This is a genomic window from Streptomyces sp. NPDC096193, assembly GCF_040302905.1.
Classification (GTDB): domain Bacteria; phylum Actinomycetota; class Actinomycetes; order Streptomycetales; family Streptomycetaceae; genus Streptomyces.
In genome coordinates, this window is the sequence record NZ_JBEOSJ010000013.1 from 168,836 (window position 1) to 190,740 (window position 21,905).

Here is a 21,905-nt window from a genome sequence, read left to right on the forward strand (position 1 = left end):
GATGCTCGCGGTAGCAGGCGGCTTGACCAGCAAGGATTGGGTTGACATGGATAAGCAGCAGGAATTCGTGCTCCGTACGCTCGAGGAGCGCGACATCCGCTTCGTACGCCTGTGGTTCACCGACGTACTCGGCTTCCTGAAGTCGGTCGCGGTGGCCCCGGCCGAGCTGGAACAGGCCTTCGACGAAGGCATCGGCTTCGACGGCTCCGCGATCGAGGGCTTCGCGCGCGTCTACGAGTCCGACATGATCGCCAAGCCTGATCCGAGCACCTTCCAGATCCTGCCCTGGCGCGCGGAGGCCCCCGGGACCGCCAGGATGTTCTGCGACATCCTGATGCCCGACGGCTCCCCGTCCTTCGCGGACCCGCGCTTCGTCCTCAAGCGGATCCTCGCGCGGACCTCGGACCTCGGCTTCACCTTCTACACGCATCCCGAGATCGAGTTCTACCTGCTGAAGGACAAGCCGCTCGACGGGTCGCGCCCGGTGCCCGCGGACAACTCCGGCTACTTCGACCACACCCCCCAGAACGTCGGCATGGACTTCCGCCGACAGGCGATCACGATGCTCGAATCCATGGGCATCTCGGTCGAGTTCAGCCACCACGAGGGCGCGCCGGGCCAGCAGGAGATCGATCTGCGGTACGCGGACGCGCTCTCAACGGCGGACAACATCATGACCTTCCGGCTGGTCATGAAGCAGGTCGCGCTGGAGCAGGGCGTGCAGGCGACCTTCATGCCGAAGCCGTTCAGCGAATACCCGGGCTCGGGCATGCACACCCACCTCTCGCTCTTCGAGGGCGACCGGAACGCCTTCTACGAGTCGGGCTCCGAGTACCAGCTCTCCAAGGTCGGCCGGTCCTTCATCGCGGGCCTGCTCACGCACGCGGCGGAGATCTCGGCCGTCACCAACCAGTGGGTCAACTCCTACAAGCGCATCTGGGGCGGCTCCGCCCGCAGCGCGGGCGCGGGCGGCGAAGCGCCCTCGTACATCTGCTGGGGCCACAACAACCGCTCGGCCCTGATCCGCGTCCCGATGTACAAGCCGGGCAAGACGGGCTCGGCCCGCGTGGAGGTCCGCTCGATCGACTCCGGCGCGAACCCGTACCTGACGTACGCGGTGCTGCTGGCGGCGGGCCTGAAGGGCATCGAGGAGGGCTACGAACTCCCGGCCGGCGCGGACGACGACGTGTGGGCGCTCTCGGACGCGGAACGCCGCGCGATGGGCATCGAACCGCTGCCGCAGAATCTGGGCGAGGCGATCTCGCTGATGGAACGCAGCGAACTGGTGGCGGAGACGCTGGGGGAGCATGTGTTCGACTTCTTCCTGCGCAACAAGAAGCAGGAGTGGGAGGAGTACCGCAGCGAGGTCACGGCCTTCGAACTGCGGAAGAACCTGCCGGTGCTGTAGGTGCGGGGCGGTTTCCCGTCCGTGAGTCGGCTCCGGGCCGGTGGCGTGATGCCACCGGCCCGGAGCCGTTCCGTGTCCCACCCGACCGGCGATCTCGACCCGTCCGACCAGCGAGGACCATCCGTGCACACGACCATCAGCGCGTTCACGCTCGCGTACCGGAAGGAGAAGCCGTCCGCCGGGCGGCGCACGACGACCGGCCGGTAGGGCACCTCGCCCGGGTTCGGCGGGATGCGGGTCGTGTTTCCGGCGGGCCCGGACGTGCCGAACGCGATCGTCACGGAGGTGGGCAGCAGTCTGATCCCCACGGCCACCTTCGAGAACCGGGGCGTCCACACGGACGTCGTGTCGATGCCGACCCTGAACCGCGCGACGCTCCGCGTCGGCGACGGGCTCGTGCGGATGAGCCGGAACCGGTGGGCGCCGACGCACCGGGGGCGCTGCCTGCACATGCGGTATCTGGGTGACACGTACCGGCTCACGGCGATCGACCGCCGGGCGTACACGCTGTCCCGGCAGGCCGACGCCGAGGACCCCGGTGTCGTCGTCACGGTGCGGCAGTCGGGCCTCGGAAACGGCAGGAAGGTCACCGTGCAGGCGGCCGGGCGGGTGCTGCCCGCGGATGTCTCCCTGGCGGTGCTCTTCGCAGGAGTCGACCGGTCCGTCCTCACGCGGCGTGGCGCCGTGCGGGCCGGGATCTCGAGGGTCTTCCAGCTCTGGGCCGAGTCACAGGCCTGAGCACGGCTCTGCCGGCAGCGCTTCCCTCCTCCCGGATCCGGCGCCCGGGACCCCTCGGCGACCGGCCTTCTCCGCCACTCGAATGGCCCCATCGCGCCACCCCGTGAGCAGCCGTCCACGCTCCGTACCAGGAACGCCTGCACAGGGGCGACTTCTGCCCTCACCCGTACGGGCGACGCGTCGTGGGAGGTGCGGTGGCCCCATGGCGCCCTGCCCGCGGTGGAGTTGCAGCGGCGCTGGGCCCATGAGTCGGTAGGAGGCGTGTCCCAGCAGAGCTCACCCACCAGGAGGAGATATGGGCACCGTGCAGAACGGCCATTCGGCCGACAGGCTTTCCGTCGTCTTCGCCGTCCAGGTAACCGAGGGCTGTGAGGAAGGGTTTCTGGAGATGTACGACCAGATCCGGAAGTCCGTCGCCCGCACTCCCGGTCACATCATCGACCGTCTCGGAGAACCCGTGGAGGAGGGCTCCCGTCAGTGGGTCATCACCAGCGAGTGGGAGACCCCTGAGGCCTTCTTCGCCTGGCAGCAGAGCGACGAGCACCAGGAGATGGTGGCTCCGCTGCGCAAGTGGGTCGACTCGACCCAGTCGCTGCGCTTCCGCGTCGTCAAGGAGACCGCGGAGGTGAAGTCATGACGCCCACCCAAGGACCCGTCGCCGTGCTCGGACTCGGCACGATGGGCGCCGGCCTGGCCGGTCGCCTGCTCGACCAGGGCGTACAGGTGCGCGTGTGGAACCGCACCCCGGAGCGCGCCGAGCCGCTCACCAAGGCCGGTGCCGTCGCCGCGGCCCGGCCGATAGAAGCCGTCGAGGGCACGAGCGCGACGATATGCACCGTGGCCGACGGCGAGGCACTCGGCGCGGTGCTGCGGGGACCCGACGGGGTCCTGGCCCGGGGGTCCTACCCCGGAGCCATCATCTGTGCGAGCACCGTCTCCCCGGACGAGGTCGTCCGCCTCGCGGGCGACGAGCCCTCCGTGCTGGACGTCGGCATGCTGGGCAACCGCGACCACGCGCGCAGCGGCGACCTGCGGCTGTTCGTCGGCGGTGAGGAGCGGGTCTTCACCGCGGGCCGGCCGCTGCTCGACATGCTGGGCAAGGAGGTCGTCCACCTCGGCGCACTCGGCTCGGGCATGCGCATGAAGCTGCTCCTCAACCTGCTGATGGGCATCGAGGTCCAGGCGATGGCCGAGGCCGCCGAGCTGGCAGCCGTCTCCGGACTCGACCGGCAGCAGGTCCTCGCGACCATCGCGGGCAGCGGTTTCGCCTCGCCGGTCATGGCCTTCAAGTCCAAGCGCCTGGCCGCCGGGCGCTACGACAAGCCGGACTTCCGGCTGCGTCTGATGGCCAAGGACCTCACGCTCGCCACCGAGCAGGCCGCGGCCGCCGGGCTGCACCTGCCGCTCACCGCCGCTGCCGCGGAGACCCATCTCCGCGCCACCGAGCAGGGCCTCGGCGACGAGGACTGCGCCGCGGTGACCCGTGCGATCGTGCCGGACACGGGAGTCGGCGCATGATCATCGACATCCACGGGCACCTGTCCCCGCCCGAAGCCGCGCAGCGCTTCCCGATGCCTCCCGCCCTGACCGACGTCGACGGCATGCTCGCCGCCCGCGCCGAGGCCGGGATCGACCTCACCATCATCGGCAGCCCCGTCGGGGCCGGCGCGATGGCACGGGTCCCGGGCGTCGACAACTACGCCCAGCCGAGGGACCGGCTGCGCAGCTTCCACGCCTGGATGTCGGGTTTGATCGCCTCGTTCCCGGACCAGTTGCGCGGATACGTGTACGCCAACCCGTTCGGCGACGACGACCATCTGGAGGGTGTCAGGGAGACGCTGGCGGACCCCGCCTTCGTCGGCCTGATCACCACCTCCAGCGTCCACGGCGAGCTGCTCGGCTCGCCCCGGGCCGACTCCTTCTTTGCGCTGGCCGCGGAGGCGGGAGTGCCGGTCATGGTGCACGCCCCGGCCGAACCCATCGGCACGGAGCACGTCCAGAACATGGGCTTCGTCGAGCAGATCGGCCGCTTCGGCGACCTGACCGTGGGCATGGCGATGCTGGCCTTCGCCGGGTGGCTGGAGAAGTACCCGGATCTGCGGCTCATCGGCGCCACCGGCGGCGGCGCGATGGCGCTGCTGACGGATCGTCTCCAGACGGCGGCGCGGCCCCGGCACTGGGGCCCGCCCGCCGGGGCGCCGGGCGGAAAGCCGGCCGCGGCCGGCGGACCGCCCATGGAGCCCGCCGTCGCGCCCGCCGCCGACCCGGGCGCTGCCCTCCAGCGGATGTACGTCGACACCAGTCCTCTCAGCGCGGCGCACCTGAGCCTCAACGCGGAGGTCCTGGGGCCCGAACGGATGCTGTTCGGTACCGACTCGCCGCCGATGGCGATGCCGCTGACGGAGTGGGTCCGCATGATCGAGAAGCTGCCGGTCGACAAAGCGGCCCAGCAGCGCATCCTCGGCGGCAACGCCGAGGCCCTCTTCGACCTCAGGAGTCGTCCGTGACCACCACGCAAGACCCCGCCGCCGCAGCCGAGCGGTGCACTCCCGAGTTCCGGCGGAACCCGCACCCGGTCTATGAACATCTGCGGGACAACCAGCCCGTCTGTCCGATGAAGCCGCCGCACGGCATCGACACGTACCTCATCACGCGGTACGAGGACGCCCGGGCCGCTCTGTCGGATCCGCGGCTGAGCAAGGACATGTACGGCGCCATGGACGCGTACCGGAGAATCTTCGGCGACTCGTCGGTGGCGCTGGACGACCACATGCTCAACGCCGACGCGCCCAAGCACACCCGGCTGCGCAAGCTGGTCAACTCGGGGTTCACCCCCCGCCGTGTGGAGGCGCTGCGGCCGAAGATCCAGGCCATCACCGACATGCTGCTGGACGCGTGCCCGAAGCGGGAGGCGTTCGACCTGCTTCCCGCCTTCGCGTTCCCGCTGCCCATCACGGTGATCTGCGAACTTCTCGGTGTACCGGAGGACGAGCGGTCGGACGTCCAGACCTGGTCCACGACCGTGGCCCAGACCGGCTTCAGCGAGGAGTCCAAGCGCGCGCAGCAGCAGGCGGAGGAGAACCTTCACCGCTACTTCTCGGACCTCATCGCGCGCAAGCGCAGCCACCCCGAGGAGGACCTGCTCAGTGCCCTCACCGAGGCGCGGGACAAGGACGGCGGCCTCACCGAGAACGAGCTCGTCTCCACGGCGTTCCTGCTGATGTTCGCGGGTCACAAGACGACCGCGTACCTCATCGGCAACGCGGTCCAGCATCTTCTCTCCCACCCCGCACAGCTGCGCGCCGTGCAGGACGACCCGGAGCTCATGGGCCGGGCGGTGGAGGAAGTGCTGCGCTACGACGGCTCGGTGGAGAGCGCGACGTTCCGCTTCGCCACCGAGGACGTGGAGATGTCGGGGACGCGGATCCCGAAGGGGTCGCTCGTGCAGATCGCGATCACCTCGGCCAACCGCGACCCGCGGAAGTTCGACGCCCCGGACGAGTTCGACGTGTCCCGGCCCGGGAACGCGCAGAACGCCCACCTGGGGTTCGGCAACGGCAGCCACTACTGCCTCGGAGCGCCGCTGGCCCGGATGGAGACGCAGATGGCCCTCACGAGCCTGCTCGGCCGTTTCCCGCGGCTGGCCTTCGCCGACCCGGCGCAGGAGCCGGCCTGGCTCCAGGTTCCGTTTCCGGCCTTCCGCGGCCTCTCGGCACTGCCGGTCGTGCTGGAGCCGTAGCGGTCACCACGGCGCCGCCGTCCGCTGTCCCGGCCCACGGGCCGCTTTCGGGACAGCGGACGGCGGCGTTCACTCTTCCCGGGTGACGCGTCGGCCCTTGCCGGTGCGCTCCCGAGGAGCACACTGACGTCATGGCCCTCCCCAGAACGCACCACTGCCCGGCCTGCTCGGACACTGCGGCGCAGGAACCGGTCCTCCATGAAGACCTCGTCGTCGGCGCGCCACTGTCGATGGAGGACCTCACCGACGCACAGCGCCTCCACCGCTTCGCGCTCAAATACGCCCACGACGGCTGCCACGTCACGGAAGTGCGCCGGGTCCCGCACGACAACCTGAGCGGCTACGCCTGGTCGGTGCGCTTCACCGCGGGACCCTGACCGGCCTCACCGGTCCCGCTCGTTGTTGATCCGCGCTGTCTGTTCCGCGGGTCGGTGTGGGTCCACGGCCAGGGCCTGCGCGGCCGCTGCCGCCCGGTTGCGGCCGCGCCTTCCTCGGCGACCGGCGTGGCGCCCACCAGGGCAGATCCTGTCCTGGTGGGGCGCTCCGACCCTGTCGGGATGCGAACCCGGCGGTGTGCGGTGACCCTGGAAGAGCGGGGGGCAACGCGGCGAAAGGGATGACCCATGTCCGTGATGGACAAGCTCAAGCAGATGCTCAAGGGCCACGAGGACCAGACCGGCAAGGGTGTGGACAAGGCCGGTGACATGGTCGACGACAAGACCCAGGGCAAGTACAGCGGTCATGTCGACACGGCGCAGGACCGGATGAAGGACCAGTTCCGCTCCGACCGTGACCAGGGCGGTCCGCCTCGGACCTGACCGCAGGCGGACCAGTTCCGCTCCGACCGTGACCAGGGCGGTCCGCCTCGGACCTGACCGCAGGCCGGTCCTCCTCCACGTCACTCACGGCCGGACGGCCCGGCGCTCAGCGCCGGAGCCGCCCGGCCGTCGGCACGCCAGCAGGGACAGTCCGGCCGTCGGCACGCCAGCAGGGACAGTCCGGCCGTCGGCACGCCAGCAGGGACAGTCCGGCCGTCGGCACGCAAGCAGGGCAGTCGGCATGCAGGGCGTCGGCGGCGCGAGGGCCCCTCAGCGCTCCGAGAGCGGCGCCGGTGCCTCCTGGACCACCCAGCCGTTGCCGTCCGGGTCCCTGAAGAACATGAACGCGTTCCACGTTTCCCCGCGGCCCTCCTCCCAGGAGCCGCTCGCGCCGACGTGCTGCACATTGCTCACCTCGACGCCCCGATCCAGCAGTTCCGCGTGCGCCTGGTAGATGTCGGTCACGCACAGCTGGAGCCCCTGGACCGAGCCGGGTGCCATGTCGTGCTGGCCCGGGGCCGGCGGGAGGCCGCTGGAGAGGGCGATCGAGCAGCGGGAACCCGGCGGGGTCAGCTGGACGATCCGCATGCCCGGGCCGATCTCGGTGTCGGTGTCGACCGAGAAACCGCAGGTGTCCTCGTAGAAGGCCCGGGACCGGTCCAGGTCCGCGACCGGGAGGATGACGACTTCGAGTGTCCATTCCATCGGTGCCGTTCCCTTCACTGGGTGAACTGCCACCGCGTCTGGCCATAGGGGCTCTTGGCGAACCCGAAGGCCGTACGCGGCTCCACACGGAAGACCAGGGCTGTCCCGCCGTCGCCCACGAAGGCGCCGTCATGGACCTCGAAGGTCCAGTCCGCACCGTACTTCTCGACATACGCACCGGCGAGCGCACGCAGCCGCGCCTCGTCGCTCACGGTGGCCGCGGTGCCCTCCAGCACCAGGTCGTAGCCCTCGTTCAGGGCGTTCGCGCCGGTGGTGAGGACCACTTCCCGATTCTCCCGGAGGTTCTTGGCCTTGCGCTCGTCGGGACCGGTGCAGAAGTGCAGTCCGCCGTCGTGCCACACCGCGATCAGCGGGGTGACGTGCGGACGGCCGTCCGGGCGTACGGTCGACAGCCAGAAGACCTCCGCGGTCCTCAGGCGGTCGACGGCCTCCGACCAGTCCGAGGCGGTGGACTTCTCCTCGCTGTAGCGGGCGTCGAGTTCGGTCACGGGGCTCTTGGCAACCATGGCGCGGTCCTCTCGGGTCGGATGCGTGTCAGCCCTACGGGCTCACGCACTGATGACGGCCCGCCCAGTGGTGGAGGGCCGACGCAGTGGTGACTGCGAGCCGCGCCCGTTCTCATCGGTCGGGCGCGTCGGGCGCGTCGGGCGCGTCGGTTAGGTCAGGTGCGTCAGGTGGGTCGGGCGGCTGGACGGGCCCTCGACGGGTCCCCCGCGGCCCCCGGCGGCTACGCTCGAATCCGGACCTTGATCGGATGCTCGACAGCTCTTACGCACGACAGGAGACCGCGGGATGACGGTGCCGGGGCGCAGAAGCAGTACGTTCACCCGACTGCTGCGGCACGGCTTCACCGACCCCGGCCAGGCCGAGCGGTTCCTCGAACTCCCCGACATGGCATCCGTACGGACCGACCCCGTGCTCCTGGAAGCGCTCGGCGCGGTCGCCGACCCCGACCTGGCACTGCGCAGCCTCGTACGGCTGGTGGAGGGACAGGAACCGCCCGACCGCCGGGTCCTGCTCGACACCCTGGTCAGCGCGAAGCCCCTGCGCGACCGGCTGCTCGGGGTGCTGGGCGCGTCCGAGGCGCTCGGCGACCACCTGGCCCGGCACCCGGACGACTGGCGGGCGCTGGCCACGTACGAGTCGGCGGACCTGCACCCGGGCGTCGAGGAGTTCGAGCGGTGTCTCGCCGCCGCGGCCGACCCGGTGACGCTGCGGGTCGCCTACCGGCGCTGTCTGCTGTCCATCGCGGCCCGTGACGTGTGCGGGACGACCGATGTCGCGCAGACCGCCGCCGAACTGGCCGACCTCGCCACCGCCACCCTGCGCGCCGCGCTCGCCATCGCCCGCAGCGCCGCCCCCGCCGACGCGGCCCAGTGCCGCCTCGCCGTCATCGCGATGGGCAAGTGCGGCGGCCACGAGCTCAATTACGTCTCCGACGTGGACGTGATCTTCGTGGGGGAGCCGGCCGACGGCGCCGACGAGAGCAAGGCGATGCAAGCCGCGACCCGGCTGGCCTCCCACCTCATGCGGATCTGCTCCGAGACCACCGTCGAGGGCACGATCTGGCCGGTGGACGCCAATCTGCGCCCCGAGGGCCGCAACGGGCCCCTGGTGCGGACCCTGTCCAGCCATCTCGCGTACTACCAGCGCTGGGCCAAGACGTGGGAGTTCCAGGCGCTGCTCAAGGCCCGGCCCGTCGCCGGTGATCCGTCCCTCGGGGAGGACTACATCGAGGCCGTCTCGCCGCTGGTGTGGCAGGCCGCGGAACGGGAGAACTTCGTCCCCGACGTGCAGAAGATGCGCCGCCGGGTCGTCGACAACATCCCGGTCGCCGAGGTGGAGCGCGAGCTCAAGCTCGGCCCCGGCGGACTGCGGGACGTCGAGTTCGCCGTGCAGTTGCTCCAGTTGGTGCACGGGCGCAGCGACGCCACCCTGCACAGCGGCAGCACCCTGGAGGCCCTTCAGGCGCTGGCGGCGGGGGGATACGTCGGCCGGGTGGACGCGGCGCAGCTGGACGAGGCGTACCGCTTCCTGCGCGCCATGGAGCACCGGATCCAGCTGTACCGGTTGCGGCGTACGCATCTGGTGCCCGATCAGGAGGCCGATCTGCGGCGCCTGGGGCGTTCGCTGGGGATGCGCACCGACCCGGTCGCCGAGCTCAACAAGGAGTGGCGGCGGCACGCCTCGGTCGTGCGCCGGCTGCACGAGAAGATCTTCTACCGGCCCCTGCTCGACGCCGTCGCCCAGCTCACCCCCGGCGAGACCCGGCTCAGCCCGAAGGCGGCGGGGCAGCGGCTGGAGGCGCTCGGCTACGGGGACCCGGCCGCAGCGCTGCGGCATCTGGAAGCCCTCGCCTCCGGAGTCACCCGCAAGGCGGCGATCCAGCGGACCCTGCTGCCGGTCCTGCTGGGCTGGTTCGCCGACTCGGCCGACCCGGACGCGGGGCTGCTGAACTTCCGCAAGGTGTCCGACGCGCTCGGCAAGACGCCCTGGTACCTACGGCTGCTGCGGGACGAGGGGGCGGCGGCGGAGAATCTGGCGCGTGTGCTCTCCGCCGGACGGCTCGCGCCCGACCTGCTGCTGCGGGCGCCGGAGGCGGTCGCCATCCTCGGTGACCCGGAGGGCCTGAAGCCGCGCGGGCGCGACCATCTGGAACAGGAGATCCTGGCGGCCGTCGGGCGTGCGGACACCGCGGAGGGCGCGGTCGCCGCGGCCCGCGGTGTCCGACGGAGGGAGCTGTTCCGCACCACGGCCGCCGACCTCATCGCCTCGTACGGCACCGAGGACAGCCCCGCCGAGACGGACACAGGTGCGCTGGCCGACCAGATCGGGGGCGCCGTCACCGACCTGAACGCGGCGACGATCGCCGGCGCGCTCCGGGCGGCCGTACGACAGAAGTGGGGCGACGAACTGCCCACCCGGTTCGCGGTCATCGGCATGGGGCGCTTCGGCGGGCACGAGATGAGTTACGGCTCCGACGCCGATCTGCTCTTCGTGCACGAACCCCGCGAGGGCGTGGACGAGCAGGAAGCCGCCCGGGCCGCGAACGCCGTGGTCTCGGAGATCCGGCGGCTCCTCCAACTGCCCACGGCCGACCCGCCGTTGCTGATCGACGCGGATCTGCGCCCGGAAGGCAAGAGCGGGCCGATGGTCCGCACGCTGGGCTCCTACGACGCGTACTACCGCCGGTGGGCGCTGGTGTGGGAGAGCCAGGCGCTGCTGCGGGCCGAGCCGATGGCGGGCGACCGGGAGCTCGGCGCCCGCTTCATCGAGCTGGTCGACCCGCTGCGCTACCCGGCGGAGGGCCTCGGGGACGACGCGGTACGCGAGATCCGCCGGCTGAAGGCGCGGATGGAGTCCGAACGGCTGCCGAGGGGCGCGGACCCCACGCTGCACACGAAGCTCGGGCGCGGCGGTCTGAGCGATGTCGAATGGACGGTCCAGCTGTTGCAGATGCAGCACGGCTGGGCGGAGCCGGGGCTGCGGACGACCCGCACCCGCGAGGCGCTGGCCGCGGCGCACGCGGCGGGCCTGATCGGCACGGAGGACGCGCAGATCCTCGACGAGGCCTGGGTCCTCGCGGCCCGCGTCCGCAACGCCGTGATGCTGGTCCGCGGCCGCGCCGGCGACACCTTCCCCTCGGAGAGCCGCGAGCTGGCTGCCGTGGGCCGGTACTTGGGCTACGGCCCGGGGCACGTGGGCGACATGCTCGACGACTACCGGCGGATCACACGACGGGCGCGCGCGGTCGTGGAGGTGCTGTTCTACGGCGCGTGAGCGGTTGCGGCGGCCCGCCGTCGCGGCTGCGGTGCCGGGTCCCGCGACGGGCCGGGCCCTGGTCCCGCGTGCGGCTGGGGCGCCGGCACCGCGTGCGGCTGTGCAGGCGGGACCCGCCGACCCGCGACCGGCCCGGTCAGGCCCGGGCGGGGAGGAGGCTCTTGCGGCTGCCGCTCTCCGGCAGGCGGGGCAGCCGGTGCGGCGCCGCGCCGAACCAGACGTACGAGAGCGCGAAGCCGAAGACCAGACAGATCATGCCGCCGACCGCGTCCAGCCAGAAGTGGTTCGCCGTCGCGACGATGACGACGAGTGTCGCCGTCGGGTACAGCAGGCCCAGGATCCGTGCCCACGGGGCCGTTGCCACCGCGCAGATGATGAGGCCGCACCACAGCGACCAGCCGATGTGCATCGACGGCATCGCGGCGTACTGGTTCGACATGTTCTTCAGGTTGCCCGAGGCCATCGAGCCCCAGGTGTGATGGACCAGCACGGTGTCCACGAAGTCCTGGTTGCCCATCAACCGAGGGGGTGCGAGCGGATACAGGTAGTAACCGACCAGGGCCACACCCGTCGTCGCGAACAGGGCGAGGCGGGCGGCCGCGTACCGCCCCGGATGCCATCGGTACAGCCACACGAGCACACCGATCGTCACGATGAAGTGCAGCGTCGCGTAGTAGTAGTTCATCGAGACGATCAGCCATGTCACCGAATTCACGGCATGGTTGACCGACTGCTCGACCGCTATGCCGAGTGTCTGCTCGACGCGCCAGATCCAGTCGGCGTTGTGCAGGGCCTGCGTCTTCTGTTCCGGCACGGCGTTGCGGATCAGCGAGTACGTCCAGTAACTGACCGCGATCAGCAGGACTTCGAACCAGATCCGGGGCCGGCGCGGCGACCGGAGAGTCTGCAGCCGGGTACGCCGGACATGCGGCGTTTCGGCGACCTCGTCCGTCATGGGTGACGGGGCGGCCGTCCGGCCTTCCAAACTCTTCACGGTCGTTTCACCCATGGGACGAGAGTCTGCCAGATGCGCGCCCACCGACCGATCATCCCTCGGTCTGGTTCCCCTCGCACCCGGTCCGACTCAGGGAGGAGTCAGCCCCGGAGCGCGGCTCCGGGTCCCGACGCCGTAGACCCGCGAACCACCAGCTCAGGCATGAAGATGAACTCGCTGTGCGGTGCGGGGGTGCCCCCGATCTCCTCCAGCAGGGTCCGGACGGCCGCCTGTCCCATGGCCTGCACGGGCTGCCGGATCGTGGTCAGCGGCGGATCCGTGAACGCTATGAGCGGGGAGTCGTCGAAACCCACCACCGAGACGTCGCGCGGCACCTCCAGGCCCAGCCCGCGGGCGGCCCGGATCGCGCCGAGCGCCATCATGTCGCTCGCGCACACCACGGCGGTGCACCCCTCCCCGATCAGGGCGCCGGCCGCGGCCTGACCGCCTTCGAGGGTGTAGAGCGAGTGCTGGATGAGCTCTTCCGATTCCTCGGGGGCGAGCCCGAGTTGGATTTCCATGGCCTGCTGGAAACCCTCGATCTTCCGCAGCACGGGAACGAACCGCTTCGGGCCGACCGCCAGGCCGATCCGGGTGTGGCCGAGCGAGGCGAGGTGGGTCACGGCCAGCTGCATCGCCGCCCGGTCGTCCGGCGAGACGAAGGGAGCCTTCACCCTGGGCGAGAAGCCGCCCAGAAGGACATAGGGCACACCCTGTCCGCGCAACTGGTCGTAGCGCTGCATGTCCGCGGTCGTGTCCGCGTGCAGTCCCGAGACGAAGATGATGCCGGACACGCCCCGGTCGACCAGCATCTCGGTGAGCTCGTCCTCGGTGGAGCCGCCCGGTGTCTGGGTGGCCAGGACGGGGGTGTACCCCTGCCGGGTCAGGGCCTGGCCGATGACCTGGGCAAGGGCCGGGAAGATCGGGTTGTCGAGCTCGGGGGTTATCAGACCGACCAGTCCGGCGCTGCGCTGGCGCAGACGCACCGGGCGCTCGTATCCGAGCACGTCGAGCGCGGCGAGTACGGATTCGCGGGTGGCCGCGGCCACACCGGGCTTGCCGTTGAGCACGCGGCTGACTGTGGCTTCGCTGACCCCCGCCTGGGCTGCGATGTCGGCAAGCCGTGCGGTCACAGGATTGGACTGTACCGGGCGCACGTCAGATTGCCCACCACGCACAGGAATCAGCCGGAATACGGGCTGTGTCGTCCGGCTGCTCCATGGCGTCGGAGGAGATCAGCAGCCGTCCCGGCGTGGGGAGTTCGACCGCCGACGCGGTGGTGTTGAGGGTGCAGACCAGGCCGTTTCGGGCCAGTACGAGCACCCCGTCGGGACCCGGCAGCCACCGCATCGGGCCGCCCGGCAGCTGACGGCGCAGGGCGAGGGCCGAGCGGTAGAGCTCCAGCGTCGACTGCGGGTCGCCGGCCTGGGAAGCCACCGAGAGTGCGCCCCACTCGGCGGGCTGCGGGAGCCAGCTGCCGCCTACGCCGAAACCGTACGACGGCCCCTCCGCGGTCCACGGGATCGGCACCCGGCAGCCGTCACGGAAGCCGTCCTGCCCGGCCGCGCGGAAGAACGCCGGGTCCTGCCGCACCTCGCTCGGCAGGTCGGTGACCTCGGGGAGTCCGAGCTCCTCGCCCTGGTAGATGTACGTCGAGCCGGGCAGCGCGAGCATCAGCAGCGCCGCCGCGCGGGCGCGGCGCAGTCCCTGGACGCCGCCGCCGTAGCGGGTGGGGTGGCGGACCACGTCGTGGTTGGAGAGCACCCAGGTGGTGGGCGCTCCGACCGACGCGGTGGCGGCCAGCGACTCGTCGATCACGCTGCGCATCGCCGCCGGCTCCCACGGGCACCGCAGGAACTGGAAGTTGAAGGCCTGGTGCAGCTCGTCGGGGCGGACGTACAGCGCCAGCCGGTCCGGGCTGGGCGCCCAGGCCTCGGCGACCCCGATCCGCTCGCCCGGGTAGGAGTCGAGCAGTCTGCGCCAGCCGCGGTGGATCTCGTGGACCCCGTCCTGGTCGAAGAACGGCAGTGTCTGCGAGCCGATCAGGCTGGCCTGTTCCCCGTGGCCGATGTCCGGCATCCCGGCGGCCTTGACCATGCCGTGGGCGACGTCGATGCGGAAGCCGTCCACACCGAGGTCCAGCCAGAAGCGCAGGACCGAGTCGAACTCCTCGTGCACCTCCTGGTTGTCCCAGTTGAGGTCGGGCTGCTCGGGCGCGAAGAGGTGCAGGTACCAGGCGCCGTCGGGGGTGCGGGTCCAGGCCGGGCCGCCGAAGACGGACTCCCAGTCGTTCGGCGGCAGCTCGCCGTGCGCGCCCCTGCCGGGCCGGAAGTGGTAGCGCCGGCGGGGGCCCTCCCGGTCGGGGTCGGCGAGCGCGGCCGAAAACCACGGGTGCTGGTCCGAGGTGTGGTTCGGGACGACGTCCACGATCACCCGCAGACCCAGCTCGTGGGCGGTGCGCACCAGATCGTCGGCGTCGGCGAGATCGCCGAAGAGCGGGTCGACGGCCCGGTAGTCGGCGACGTCGTAGCCGCCGTCGGCCTGGGGGGAGGCATAGAAGGGGGTGAGCCACACGGCGTCGACGCCCAGCTCGGCCAGGTACGGCAGGCGCTCGGTGGCGCCGCGCAGATCGCCGATGCCGTCGCCGTCGCTGTCGGCGAAGGAACGGACGTACACCTGGTAGATGACGGCATCGCGCCACCAGTCGCGGCCCTCGCTGGAAGAGCTTGCAGGGCTCTGTCCCTCGGCTGCCGTCGGCGCGGGCAGGCCGACTGCGGGAGCGAGTTCGTGGGTCATGAGTGGGTCCCTCTCGTACGGTCCGGAGGCGGGGGGACGTACAACCAACGAGGTCAACGTGGGTGTCGGGCGCTTGGTGACGTGGTCGGGGACCAAAATATCAGCTCTGCAAGATCTTGCGAAAGTGATTGCGGGGGCGCGCGGAAGCGGTCGGGGCGGCCACCGTCAAGCGATGCAACGGCAACTCTCCGGACACGTGGATGTAACGATCCTCCACCCTTGCAGAAAATTGCCGCAAGGTCTTTCCGCTTCCTTTCATCCTTGTTACGTTCCTGCCGAACCCGGCGCCGCGAGGGAGCGGTCGGCGGGAGGCCCCCGGCCTCCGCCATCTCGGGCATCTCTGAAGGAGTTCACATGCGGCGTGGCATAGCGGCCACCGCGCTGGTAGCGGCACTGGCACTGGCAGCGACGGCGTGCGGCGGGGACGACAGCGGCGACAAGGCCGGCGGCCCGGTCACCCTGACCTGGTGGGACACGTCCAACGCGACGAACGAGGCGCCGACGTACAAGGCGATGATCGCCGAGTTCGAGAAGGCCAACAAGGACATCAAGGTCAAGTACGTCAACGTCCCGTTCGACCAGGCGCAGAACAAGTTCCAGACCGCGGCCGGCAGCAAGGGCGCGCCGGACATCGTCCGCGCCGAGGTCGGCTGGACCGCCTCCTGGGCCAAGTCGCAGTTCCTCGCCCCCCTCGACGGAACGGACGCCCTCAAGAACACCGAGGACATCACTCCCTCGCTCCTCAAGCAGGCCCAGTACGAAGGAAAGACCTACGGCGCCCCCTTCGTCACCGACTCCCTCGGCCTGATGTGGAACAAGGAGATCCTGAAGAAGGCCGGCTACGACAAGGCGCCCGCCACCTGGGACGAGGTCAAGGCCGTCGCCAAGGCGGTCAAGGAGAAGGTCAAGGTCGACGGCTTCACGCTGCGCGCCGACGCCTACTTCGAGCTGCCCTTCCTCTTCGGCGAGGGCACCGACATGGTCGACGCCGAGGCCAAGAAGATCACGATCAACTCGCCCGAGGCCGTCAGGGCCGTGGACGCGAGCAAGGACCTCCTCAAGTCTCCGGGCGTCTCCAAGCTCGACGTGACCGCCGACTCGTACGCCCACATGATGGACGCGTTCAACACCGGCAAGGTCGCGATGATCCTCCAGGGTCCCTGGGAGCTCACCAACATCTACAAGGGTGCCGCGTTCAAGGACAAGGCGAACCTCGGCATCTCCGGCGTCCCGGCCGGCACCACCGGCAAAGCCGGCGCCCCGACCGGCGGCCACAACCTCTCCGTGTACGCCGGCTCCGACAAGGCGCACCAGGCCGCGGCCCAGAAGTTCGTCGGCTTCATGACCTCGGGCGAGACCCAGGCCAAGATCGCGCTGAAGAACGGCACGCTGCCGACCCGTACCTCCGCCTACACCGCCGAGGTCAAGGCCACCCCGGGCATCACCGAGTTCCAGGCGATCCTCGCCGGCTCCGCCCGCCCGCGTCCCGAACTGCCCGAGTACAGCTCGCTCTTCGCCGACCTGGGCACCAACCTCACGGCGATCCTGCAGGGCAAGGTGAGCACGCAGAAGGGTCTCGACACCACCGCCGAGTCCTACAAGAAGCTGCTCAAGGACTTCTCCTAAGGCCGTCGGCCGTCCGGACCGGCCCCCGGCAGGGGGCGGGGCCGGACGGCCGCCTGTCGTGGTGCGGCCCGGACGGGGCCGTGCCACCACGCCGTACACCCTGCTGAGAATCTGTCGTAAAGGTGTCGAAGATGACCGTCGCCGTCGAGGGCGGAAGCGATAAGACCCGGCGTGGCGCTGGGCAGCGTCCCGGGCCGATCAGCCGTATCAGGCAGTCGTACAACCGGAACTGGTACGCCTGGGCCATGGTCGCCCCCGTGGTGGCGGTCATCGGCGTCCTGGTGCTCTACCCCCTGGCCCGCGGCATCTATCTGTCGCTGACCGATGCCAACAGCCAGAACGTCGGCCGGACCATCGGCGTCAACGAGATCCCCGACAGCTTCTCGTGGGTGGGCCTCGACAACTACACGGAGATCCTCTCCGGCGGCGACCACCAGTTCTGGCCCCACTTCACCTGGACGATCGTCTGGACCGTCGTCTGTGTGGCCCTGCACTACGGCATCGGCATGGGGCTCGCCCTGATGCTGAACCGCAAGCTCCGCGGCCGCACCTTCTACCGCATGGTCCTGATCCTGCCGTGGGCCGTGCCCACCTTCGTCACCGTCTTCGCCTGGCGGCTGATCCTCGCCGACGACGGCGGCGTCCTCAACATGGTGCTGGAGTGGGCGCATCTGCCCACCCCGGCGTGGCTGAGCGACCCGTTCTGGCAGAAGACCGCCGCCATCATGGTCAACACCTGGGTCGGCGTCCCCTTCATGATGGTCTCGCTGCTGGGCGGTCTGCAGTCGATCCCGCCCGAGCTCTACGAGGCCGCCGAGGTCGACGGGGCCACCCCCTGGCAGCGGTTCCGCTTCGTGACGCTCCCGGGTCTGCGCTCGGTCAGCAGCACGGTCGTCCTGCTCGGCGTCATCTGGACCTTCAACCAGTTCGTCGTCATCTTCCTGCTGTTCGGCAACAACTCGGGCACCGACGCCCAGATCCTCGTCACCTGGGCGTACCGCCTCGGCTTCGGACAGGACCCGCGCGACTACGCGGGCTCCGCCGCCTACGGCGTCATCATCCTGTCGATGCTCATCGTCTTCGCCTCCTTCTACCGGCGCTGGCTGGCCCGCAACGAGAAGGCCGTCTGACGGTCCGTACCCGGCCAACGGGCCATCAGAAGCAGTCCTGACGAAAGAGAGGGGAGCGACCCCATGAGCACCACAGCAGATCTCCCGGCCGCGGGACCGGCCGCCGAATCCACCGCCACCGCCGCCGCCGTCCCGCCGCGCGGACGCGCCGCGGGCAGGCGCCCGCTGAAGCGCGGCGAGCGTCCCCGCTCGGCGTCCGTGCTGATCCACAGCGCGCTGATCCTGGCGAGCTTCATCGCCGCGTTCCCGATCGGCTGGATCGCCTGGATCTCCCTCGGTCCCGACAAGAGCGACTTCCTGCACCCCGGCGACATCGCCGGCAAGATCAGCTTCGAGAACTACACGACGGTCCTCAGCGACACGTCGTTCCTCCAGTGGTTCGTCAACTCGCTGATCGTCGCGCTCGGTACATGCCTGCTCGGCGTCTTCATCGCCGCCAGCTCGGGCTACGCCGTCTCCCGGATGCGCTTCCCCGGCCACCGGCAGCTGATGTGGACCTTCCTGGTCACGCAGATGTTCCCGGTCGCCATCCTGATGGTGCCGCTCTACAACATCCTGGCCGACCTCGGCCTGCTCGACACCTACTGGGCGCTGATCCTCGTCTACTGCACCACGGCGATCCCGTACTGCGCCTGGCTGCTCAAGGGGTACTTCGACACCATCCCCGCGGAGATCGACGAGGCCGGCCGGATCGACGGACTCACCCCGTTCGGCACCTTCTACCGGCTGATCCTGCCGCTCGCGCGGCCGGGCCTCGCGGTGGCGGCGTTCTATACCTTCCTCACCGCCTGGGCCGAGGTCGCCTACGCGTCGGTCTTCATGCTCAGCGACGACAAGTACACCCTCGCCATCGGCCTGACCACCTTCATCAGCGAGCACGACACCCAGTGGGACCTGATGGCCGCGACCTCCGTCCTCATCGCCATCCCCGCCTCGCTGTTCTTCTACCTGGTCCAGCGGCACCTGGTCACCGGCCTCACCGCCGGCGCCGCCAAGTCCTGACCCCCCCCACGATCCGGGGCGCCCGGCCGCCTGACCGGCCGGGCGCCCCTGCTGCCTGACGTTTCGCCCCCATCGCTGCACCGAGCCTCAGAGGGATCGAGAATGACCCAGTACCTGGCTGACGCCCATCACGCCGCCAAGACGACCGCGCCCGGCGCGGACTGGTGGAGAGACGCCGTCATCTACCAGGTGTACCCCCGCAGCTTCGCCGACGGGAACGGCGACGGCATGGGCGACCTTCCCGGCATCCGCAGCCGCTTGCCGTATCTGAGGGAACTCGGCGTCGACGCCGTGTGGCTGAGTCCCTTCTACGCGTCGCCGCAGGCGGACGCCGGTTACGACGTCGCCGACTACCGCGCCATCGACCCGATGTTCGGCACGCTCCTCGACGCCGACGCGCTGATCAGGGACGCCCACGAGCTCGGGCTGCGGATCATCGTCGACCTGGTGCCCAACCACTCCTCGGACACCCACGAGTGGTTCAAGCGTGCGCTGAAGGAGGGCCCGGGGTCGGCTCTGCGGGAGCGCTACCACTTCCGTCCCGGCAAGGGCGACGACGGCGAACTCCCGCCCAACGACTGGGAGTCCATCTTCGGCGGCCCCGCGTGGACCCGTACCGAGAACCCCGACAGCACGCCCGGCGACTGGTATCTGCACCTCTTCGCGCCCGAGCAGCCCGACTTCAACTGGGAACACCCCGCCGTCGCGGACGAGTTCCGCTCGATCCTGCGCTTCTGGCTCGACATGGGCGTCGACGGCTTCCGGATCGACGTCGCCCACGGTCTGGTCAAGGCCGAGGGCCTGCCCGACCTTGGCGGCGGCGACCAGCTGAAGCTGCTCGGAAACAGCGACGACGGCACGCCCTTCTTCGACCAGGACGGCGTCCACGAGATCTACCGCAGCTGGCGCACGATCCTGGACGAGTACCCCGGCGACCGCATCGCCGTGGCCGAGGCCTGGACCCCCACCGTGGAGCGCACCGCCAACTACGTACGCCCCGACGAGCTCCACCAGGCCTTCAACTTCCAGTACCTGGGCACCCATTGGGACGCCTCCGAGCTGCGCCGGGTCATCGACCAGTCGCTGGACGCCATGCGGCCCGTCGGCGCCCCGGCGACCTGGGTGCTCTCCAACCACGACGTGACCCGGCACGCCACCCGTTTCGCCGGTCCGCCCGCCGGCACCCAGATCCGCGAGGCAGGCGACCGCGAACTGGGGCTGCGGCGGGCCCGTGCCGCCACCCTGCTGATGCTGGCGCTGCCCGGCTCCGCCTACGTCTACCAGGGCGAGGAACTCGGCCTCCCCGACGTCACCGACCTGCCCGACGAGGTCCGCCAGGACCCCGCCTTCGGCCGCAGCGAGGGCCAGGACGGTTTCCGCGACGGCTGCCGGGTGCCGATCCCGTGGAACGCGGAGGGGCCGTCGTACGGTTTCGGCGAGGGCGGCAGCTGGCTTCCCCAGCCGGACAGTTGGGCGGCGCTGAGCGTCGAGGCGCAGAGCGGTGACCCCGACTCGACGCTGGAGCTGTACCGCAGCGCTCTCGCGGCGCGGCGCGAGCACCCGGCGCTGGGTGCGGGCGACGCGGTCGAGTGGCTGGACGCGCCCGAGGGCGTGCTCGCCTTCCGCAGGGAGGGCGGCTTCGTCTGCACCGTCAACACGACGGGCACGGCCGTGCGCATACCGGCCCCCGGCCGGGTCCTGCTCGCCAACGGCGCCGTGCGGATGACCGACGGCGAGGCCGTACTGCCCGCGGACACCACCGCCTGGTGGGCGGTGTGACGATTCCTCCGTCGCGGGGCGGCGCCGTCCAGACCGGCGCCGCCGCCCCGCGGCTCGCGGACATCGCGGCGCAGGCGTCGGTCAGCGAGGCGACCGCCAGCCGGGTCATGAACGGCAAGCCGGGTGTGGCGAGCGGCACACGGCAGCGGGTGCTCGCCGCGCTCGACGTGCTCGGATACGAGAGGCCCGTACGGCTGCGGCAGCGCAGCGCGGGCCTCGTCGGGCTGCTCACGCCCGAACTCACCAACCCGATCTTCCCCGCCTTCGCCCAGGCTCTGGAGCAGGTGCTGGCCGGGCACGGCTACACGCCGGTGCTCTGCACGCAACTGCCGGGCGGCGCCACCGAGGAGGAGCTCGTCGAGCAGCTCCAGGAGAGCGGTGTAAACGGCATCGTGTTCCTGTCCGGGCAGCACTCCGACACCTCGGCGGACCATTCACGCTACGCCGAACTCGCGGCCCGGGGAGTCCCGTTCGTCCTCATCAACGGCCAGAGCGAGCACATCAGCGCGCCGTGCGTCTCCTGCGACGACCGGGCGGCGATGCGGACGGCCGTGAACCATCTGGCCGAACTGGGGCACGAGCGGATCGGCCTCGCGATCGGGCCTGTGCGCTATGTGCCGGCGCGGCGCAAGACCGAGGGCTTCCTGGACGGGCTCGTGTCCCTCCTCGGCTACACCCGCGCGGCGGCCGAACAGCTGGTGGAGCGCTCGCTGTTCAGCGTCGAGGGCGGCCATGCGGCGGCCGGTGCGCTGCTGGAGAAGGACTGCACCGCCGTCGTCTGCGGCAGTGACATGATGGCCCTCGGCGTGATCCGGGCGGCCCGCGAGCGCGGGCTCCATGTGCCGTACGACCTCTCGGTGGTCGGCTTCGACGACTCACGGCTGGTGGCGTTCACCGACCCGCCGCTGACGACGATCCGCCAGCCGGTGAAGGCGATGGCGGCGGCCGCGGTCGGCGCGCTGCTGGAGGAACTCCAGGGAAGTCCGGTGCAGAGCACGGAATATGTGTTCCAGCCCGAACTCGTGGTCCGGGGCAGCACCGCGCAGGCGCGCCGGTAAGGCTTCTTCGAGGGCCCGTTCGGCTCACTGTGCGGACGGGCGCGTGACCGGGCCGGCCCGCCGGGCGCGTGGGGTCCGGACAGGCCGGCCCCCCGGCCGACCGGCCCGGAGTCATGGCTGAAAACTAACACCGCTGCAAGTCTTGCGAAAGAGCTTGCAGTTGGGAAACCGCAAGATTTCCACGGTGCAACACCGGTGTGTCCAAAGGGTTGACCGCGGACCGGCGGAATCGTACGGTCGCGACCGCAATAACTTTCTGCTGCCTTGCAGCAAGAACCCTCACAGGCCTTACGGGCACGGCGCGTTGCCGG

General features: G+C 70.5%; 20 protein-coding genes. 15 read left to right on the top strand and 5 right to left on the bottom strand.

What is annotated here, in order from left to right; translation table 11 throughout:
* Positions 1-46: 46 nt before the first annotated feature.
* From glnA2 to ABTX78_RS20525, 9 genes are all read left to right on the top strand, one after another.
* Complete coding sequence (glnA2, locus tag ABTX78_RS20485; protein WP_352208194.1) at positions 47-1,408, top strand: gamma-glutamylpolyamine synthetase GlnA2; 1,362 nt, start codon at positions 47-49, stop codon at positions 1,406-1,408.
* A gap of 72 nt (positions 1,409-1,480) precedes the next feature.
* Positions 1,481-1,615, top strand: a complete 135-nt coding sequence (locus ABTX78_RS20490) for a hypothetical protein (protein ID WP_352208195.1) — start codon at positions 1,481-1,483, stop codon at positions 1,613-1,615.
* A gap of 24 nt (positions 1,616-1,639) precedes the next feature.
* The gene (locus ABTX78_RS20495) at positions 1,640-2,146 is read left to right on the top strand and encodes a hypothetical protein (protein WP_352208196.1); all 507 of its coding nucleotides are present in this window, start codon (positions 1,640-1,642) and stop codon (positions 2,144-2,146) included.
* A gap of 295 nt (positions 2,147-2,441) precedes the next feature.
* Entirely contained in the window at positions 2,442-2,783 is a 342-nt protein-coding gene (locus ABTX78_RS20500) for an antibiotic biosynthesis monooxygenase family protein (protein ID WP_313946699.1), read from the top strand.
* Positions 2,780-3,664, top strand: a complete 885-nt coding sequence (locus tag ABTX78_RS20505; protein WP_352208197.1) for an NAD(P)-dependent oxidoreductase — start codon at positions 2,780-2,782, stop codon at positions 3,662-3,664. Before ABTX78_RS20500 ends, ABTX78_RS20505 begins: the two co-directional genes overlap by 4 nt.
* The gene (locus ABTX78_RS20510) at positions 3,661-4,653 is read left to right on the top strand and encodes an amidohydrolase family protein (RefSeq protein WP_352208198.1); all 993 of its coding nucleotides are present in this window, start codon (positions 3,661-3,663) and stop codon (positions 4,651-4,653) included. Before ABTX78_RS20505 ends, ABTX78_RS20510 begins: the two co-directional genes overlap by 4 nt.
* Entirely contained in the window at positions 4,650-5,885 is a 1,236-nt protein-coding gene (locus ABTX78_RS20515; RefSeq protein ID WP_352208199.1) for a cytochrome P450 family protein, read from the top strand. The genes ABTX78_RS20510 and ABTX78_RS20515 overlap by 4 nt, the downstream gene beginning before the upstream one ends.
* Before the next feature lie 131 nt (positions 5,886-6,016).
* Positions 6,017-6,262: a hypothetical protein gene (locus tag ABTX78_RS20520; protein ID WP_352208200.1), complete on the top strand. Its 246-nt coding sequence runs from the start codon at positions 6,017-6,019 to the stop codon at positions 6,260-6,262.
* Between the two features lie 246 nt (positions 6,263-6,508).
* Positions 6,509-6,703 (top strand): antitoxin, encoded by a 195-nt coding sequence (locus tag ABTX78_RS20525; protein WP_352208201.1) that lies wholly within the window; start codon positions 6,509-6,511, stop codon positions 6,701-6,703.
* 270 nt (positions 6,704-6,973) lie between these two features.
* On the opposite strand, the gene ABTX78_RS20530 is transcribed toward ABTX78_RS20525, so the two are convergent.
* Both ABTX78_RS20530 and ABTX78_RS20535 read right to left on the bottom strand, forming a co-directional pair.
* A complete protein-coding gene (locus ABTX78_RS20530; protein WP_352208202.1) occupies positions 6,974-7,408 on the bottom strand; it encodes a VOC family protein in 435 nt (144 codons plus the stop codon).
* Positions 7,409-7,422: 14 nt separating this feature from the next.
* Entirely contained in the window at positions 7,423-7,935 is a 513-nt protein-coding gene (locus tag ABTX78_RS20535) for a pyridoxamine 5'-phosphate oxidase family protein (protein WP_352208203.1), read from the bottom strand.
* Positions 7,936-8,221: 286 nt separating this feature from the next.
* Here ABTX78_RS20535 and ABTX78_RS20540 point away from each other — a divergent pair, with 286 nt between their 5' ends.
* On the top strand, positions 8,222-11,209 hold the full coding sequence (locus ABTX78_RS20540) for a bifunctional [glutamine synthetase] adenylyltransferase/[glutamine synthetase]-adenylyl-L-tyrosine phosphorylase (protein WP_352208204.1): 2,988 nt from the start codon (positions 8,222-8,224) through the stop codon (positions 11,207-11,209).
* A 136-nt stretch (positions 11,210-11,345) separates the two neighbouring features.
* On the opposite strand, the gene ABTX78_RS20545 is transcribed toward ABTX78_RS20540, so the two are convergent.
* From ABTX78_RS20545 to ABTX78_RS20555, 3 genes are all read right to left on the bottom strand, one after another.
* A complete protein-coding gene (locus ABTX78_RS20545; RefSeq protein WP_352208205.1) occupies positions 11,346-12,218 on the bottom strand; it encodes a phosphatase PAP2 family protein in 873 nt (290 codons plus the stop codon).
* 86 nt (positions 12,219-12,304) lie between these two features.
* Positions 12,305-13,336: a LacI family DNA-binding transcriptional regulator gene (locus ABTX78_RS20550; RefSeq protein WP_352208206.1), complete on the bottom strand. Its 1,032-nt coding sequence runs from the start codon at positions 13,334-13,336 to the stop codon at positions 12,305-12,307.
* Between the two features lie 25 nt (positions 13,337-13,361).
* Positions 13,362-14,999, bottom strand: a complete 1,638-nt coding sequence (locus ABTX78_RS20555; RefSeq protein ID WP_352208207.1) for a glycoside hydrolase family 13 protein — start codon at positions 14,997-14,999, stop codon at positions 13,362-13,364.
* Positions 15,000-15,353: 354 nt separating this feature from the next.
* Between ABTX78_RS20555 and ABTX78_RS20560 the strand changes: the two genes are divergently transcribed.
* The 5 genes from ABTX78_RS20560 to ABTX78_RS20580 all read left to right on the top strand — a co-directional run bounded on the left by ABTX78_RS20560 (position 15,354) and on the right by ABTX78_RS20580 (position 21,594).
* Complete coding sequence (locus ABTX78_RS20560) at positions 15,354-16,625, top strand: extracellular solute-binding protein (protein ID WP_352208208.1); 1,272 nt, start codon at positions 15,354-15,356, stop codon at positions 16,623-16,625.
* Positions 16,626-16,756: 131 nt separating this feature from the next.
* Positions 16,757-17,755, top strand: a complete 999-nt coding sequence (locus ABTX78_RS20565; protein WP_352208209.1) for a carbohydrate ABC transporter permease — start codon at positions 16,757-16,759, stop codon at positions 17,753-17,755.
* Between the two features lie 63 nt (positions 17,756-17,818).
* Entirely contained in the window at positions 17,819-18,757 is a 939-nt protein-coding gene (locus ABTX78_RS20570) for a sugar ABC transporter permease (RefSeq protein ID WP_352208210.1), read from the top strand.
* 102 nt (positions 18,758-18,859) lie between these two features.
* Positions 18,860-20,536: a glycoside hydrolase family 13 protein gene (locus tag ABTX78_RS20575; RefSeq protein ID WP_352208211.1), complete on the top strand. Its 1,677-nt coding sequence runs from the start codon at positions 18,860-18,862 to the stop codon at positions 20,534-20,536.
* Positions 20,521-21,594 (top strand): LacI family DNA-binding transcriptional regulator, encoded by a 1,074-nt coding sequence (locus tag ABTX78_RS20580; RefSeq protein WP_502993913.1) that lies wholly within the window; start codon positions 20,521-20,523, stop codon positions 21,592-21,594. Before ABTX78_RS20575 ends, ABTX78_RS20580 begins: the two co-directional genes overlap by 16 nt.
* Positions 21,595-21,905: the final 311 nt, after the last annotated feature.

Bases quoted from the DNA above. Each gene is read 5' to 3' on its own strand.
- ABTX78_RS20560 (WP_352208208.1), top strand. From the start codon at position 15,354: ATGCGGCGTGGCATAGCGGCCACCGCGCTGGTAGCGGCACTGGCACTG.
- ABTX78_RS20495 (WP_352208196.1), top strand. From the start codon at position 1,640: ATGCGGGTCGTGTTTCCGGCGGGCCCGGACGTGCCGAACGCGATCGTC.
- ABTX78_RS20545 (WP_352208205.1), bottom strand. From the start codon at position 12,218: ATGGGTGAAACGACCGTGAAGAGTTTGGAAGGCCGGACGGCCGCCCCG.
- ABTX78_RS20500 (WP_313946699.1), top strand. From the start codon at position 2,442: ATGGGCACCGTGCAGAACGGCCATTCGGCCGACAGGCTTTCCGTCGTC.
- ABTX78_RS20530 (WP_352208202.1), bottom strand. From the start codon at position 7,408: ATGGAATGGACACTCGAAGTCGTCATCCTCCCGGTCGCGGACCTGGAC.
- ABTX78_RS20525 (WP_352208201.1), top strand. From the start codon at position 6,509: ATGTCCGTGATGGACAAGCTCAAGCAGATGCTCAAGGGCCACGAGGAC.
- ABTX78_RS20575 (WP_352208211.1), top strand. From the start codon at position 18,860: ATGACCCAGTACCTGGCTGACGCCCATCACGCCGCCAAGACGACCGCG.
- ABTX78_RS20570 (WP_352208210.1), top strand. From the start codon at position 17,819: ATGAGCACCACAGCAGATCTCCCGGCCGCGGGACCGGCCGCCGAATCC.
- ABTX78_RS20565 (WP_352208209.1), top strand. From the start codon at position 16,757: ATGACCGTCGCCGTCGAGGGCGGAAGCGATAAGACCCGGCGTGGCGCT.
- ABTX78_RS20535 (WP_352208203.1), bottom strand. From the start codon at position 7,935: ATGGTTGCCAAGAGCCCCGTGACCGAACTCGACGCCCGCTACAGCGAG.
- ABTX78_RS20520 (WP_352208200.1), top strand. From the start codon at position 6,017: ATGGCCCTCCCCAGAACGCACCACTGCCCGGCCTGCTCGGACACTGCG.
- ABTX78_RS20510 (WP_352208198.1), top strand. From the start codon at position 3,661: ATGATCATCGACATCCACGGGCACCTGTCCCCGCCCGAAGCCGCGCAG.
- glnA2 (WP_352208194.1), top strand. From the start codon at position 47: ATGGATAAGCAGCAGGAATTCGTGCTCCGTACGCTCGAGGAGCGCGAC.
- ABTX78_RS20555 (WP_352208207.1), bottom strand. From the start codon at position 14,999: ATGACCCACGAACTCGCTCCCGCAGTCGGCCTGCCCGCGCCGACGGCA.
- ABTX78_RS20505 (WP_352208197.1), top strand. From the start codon at position 2,780: ATGACGCCCACCCAAGGACCCGTCGCCGTGCTCGGACTCGGCACGATG.
- ABTX78_RS20540 (WP_352208204.1), top strand. From the start codon at position 8,222: ATGACGGTGCCGGGGCGCAGAAGCAGTACGTTCACCCGACTGCTGCGG.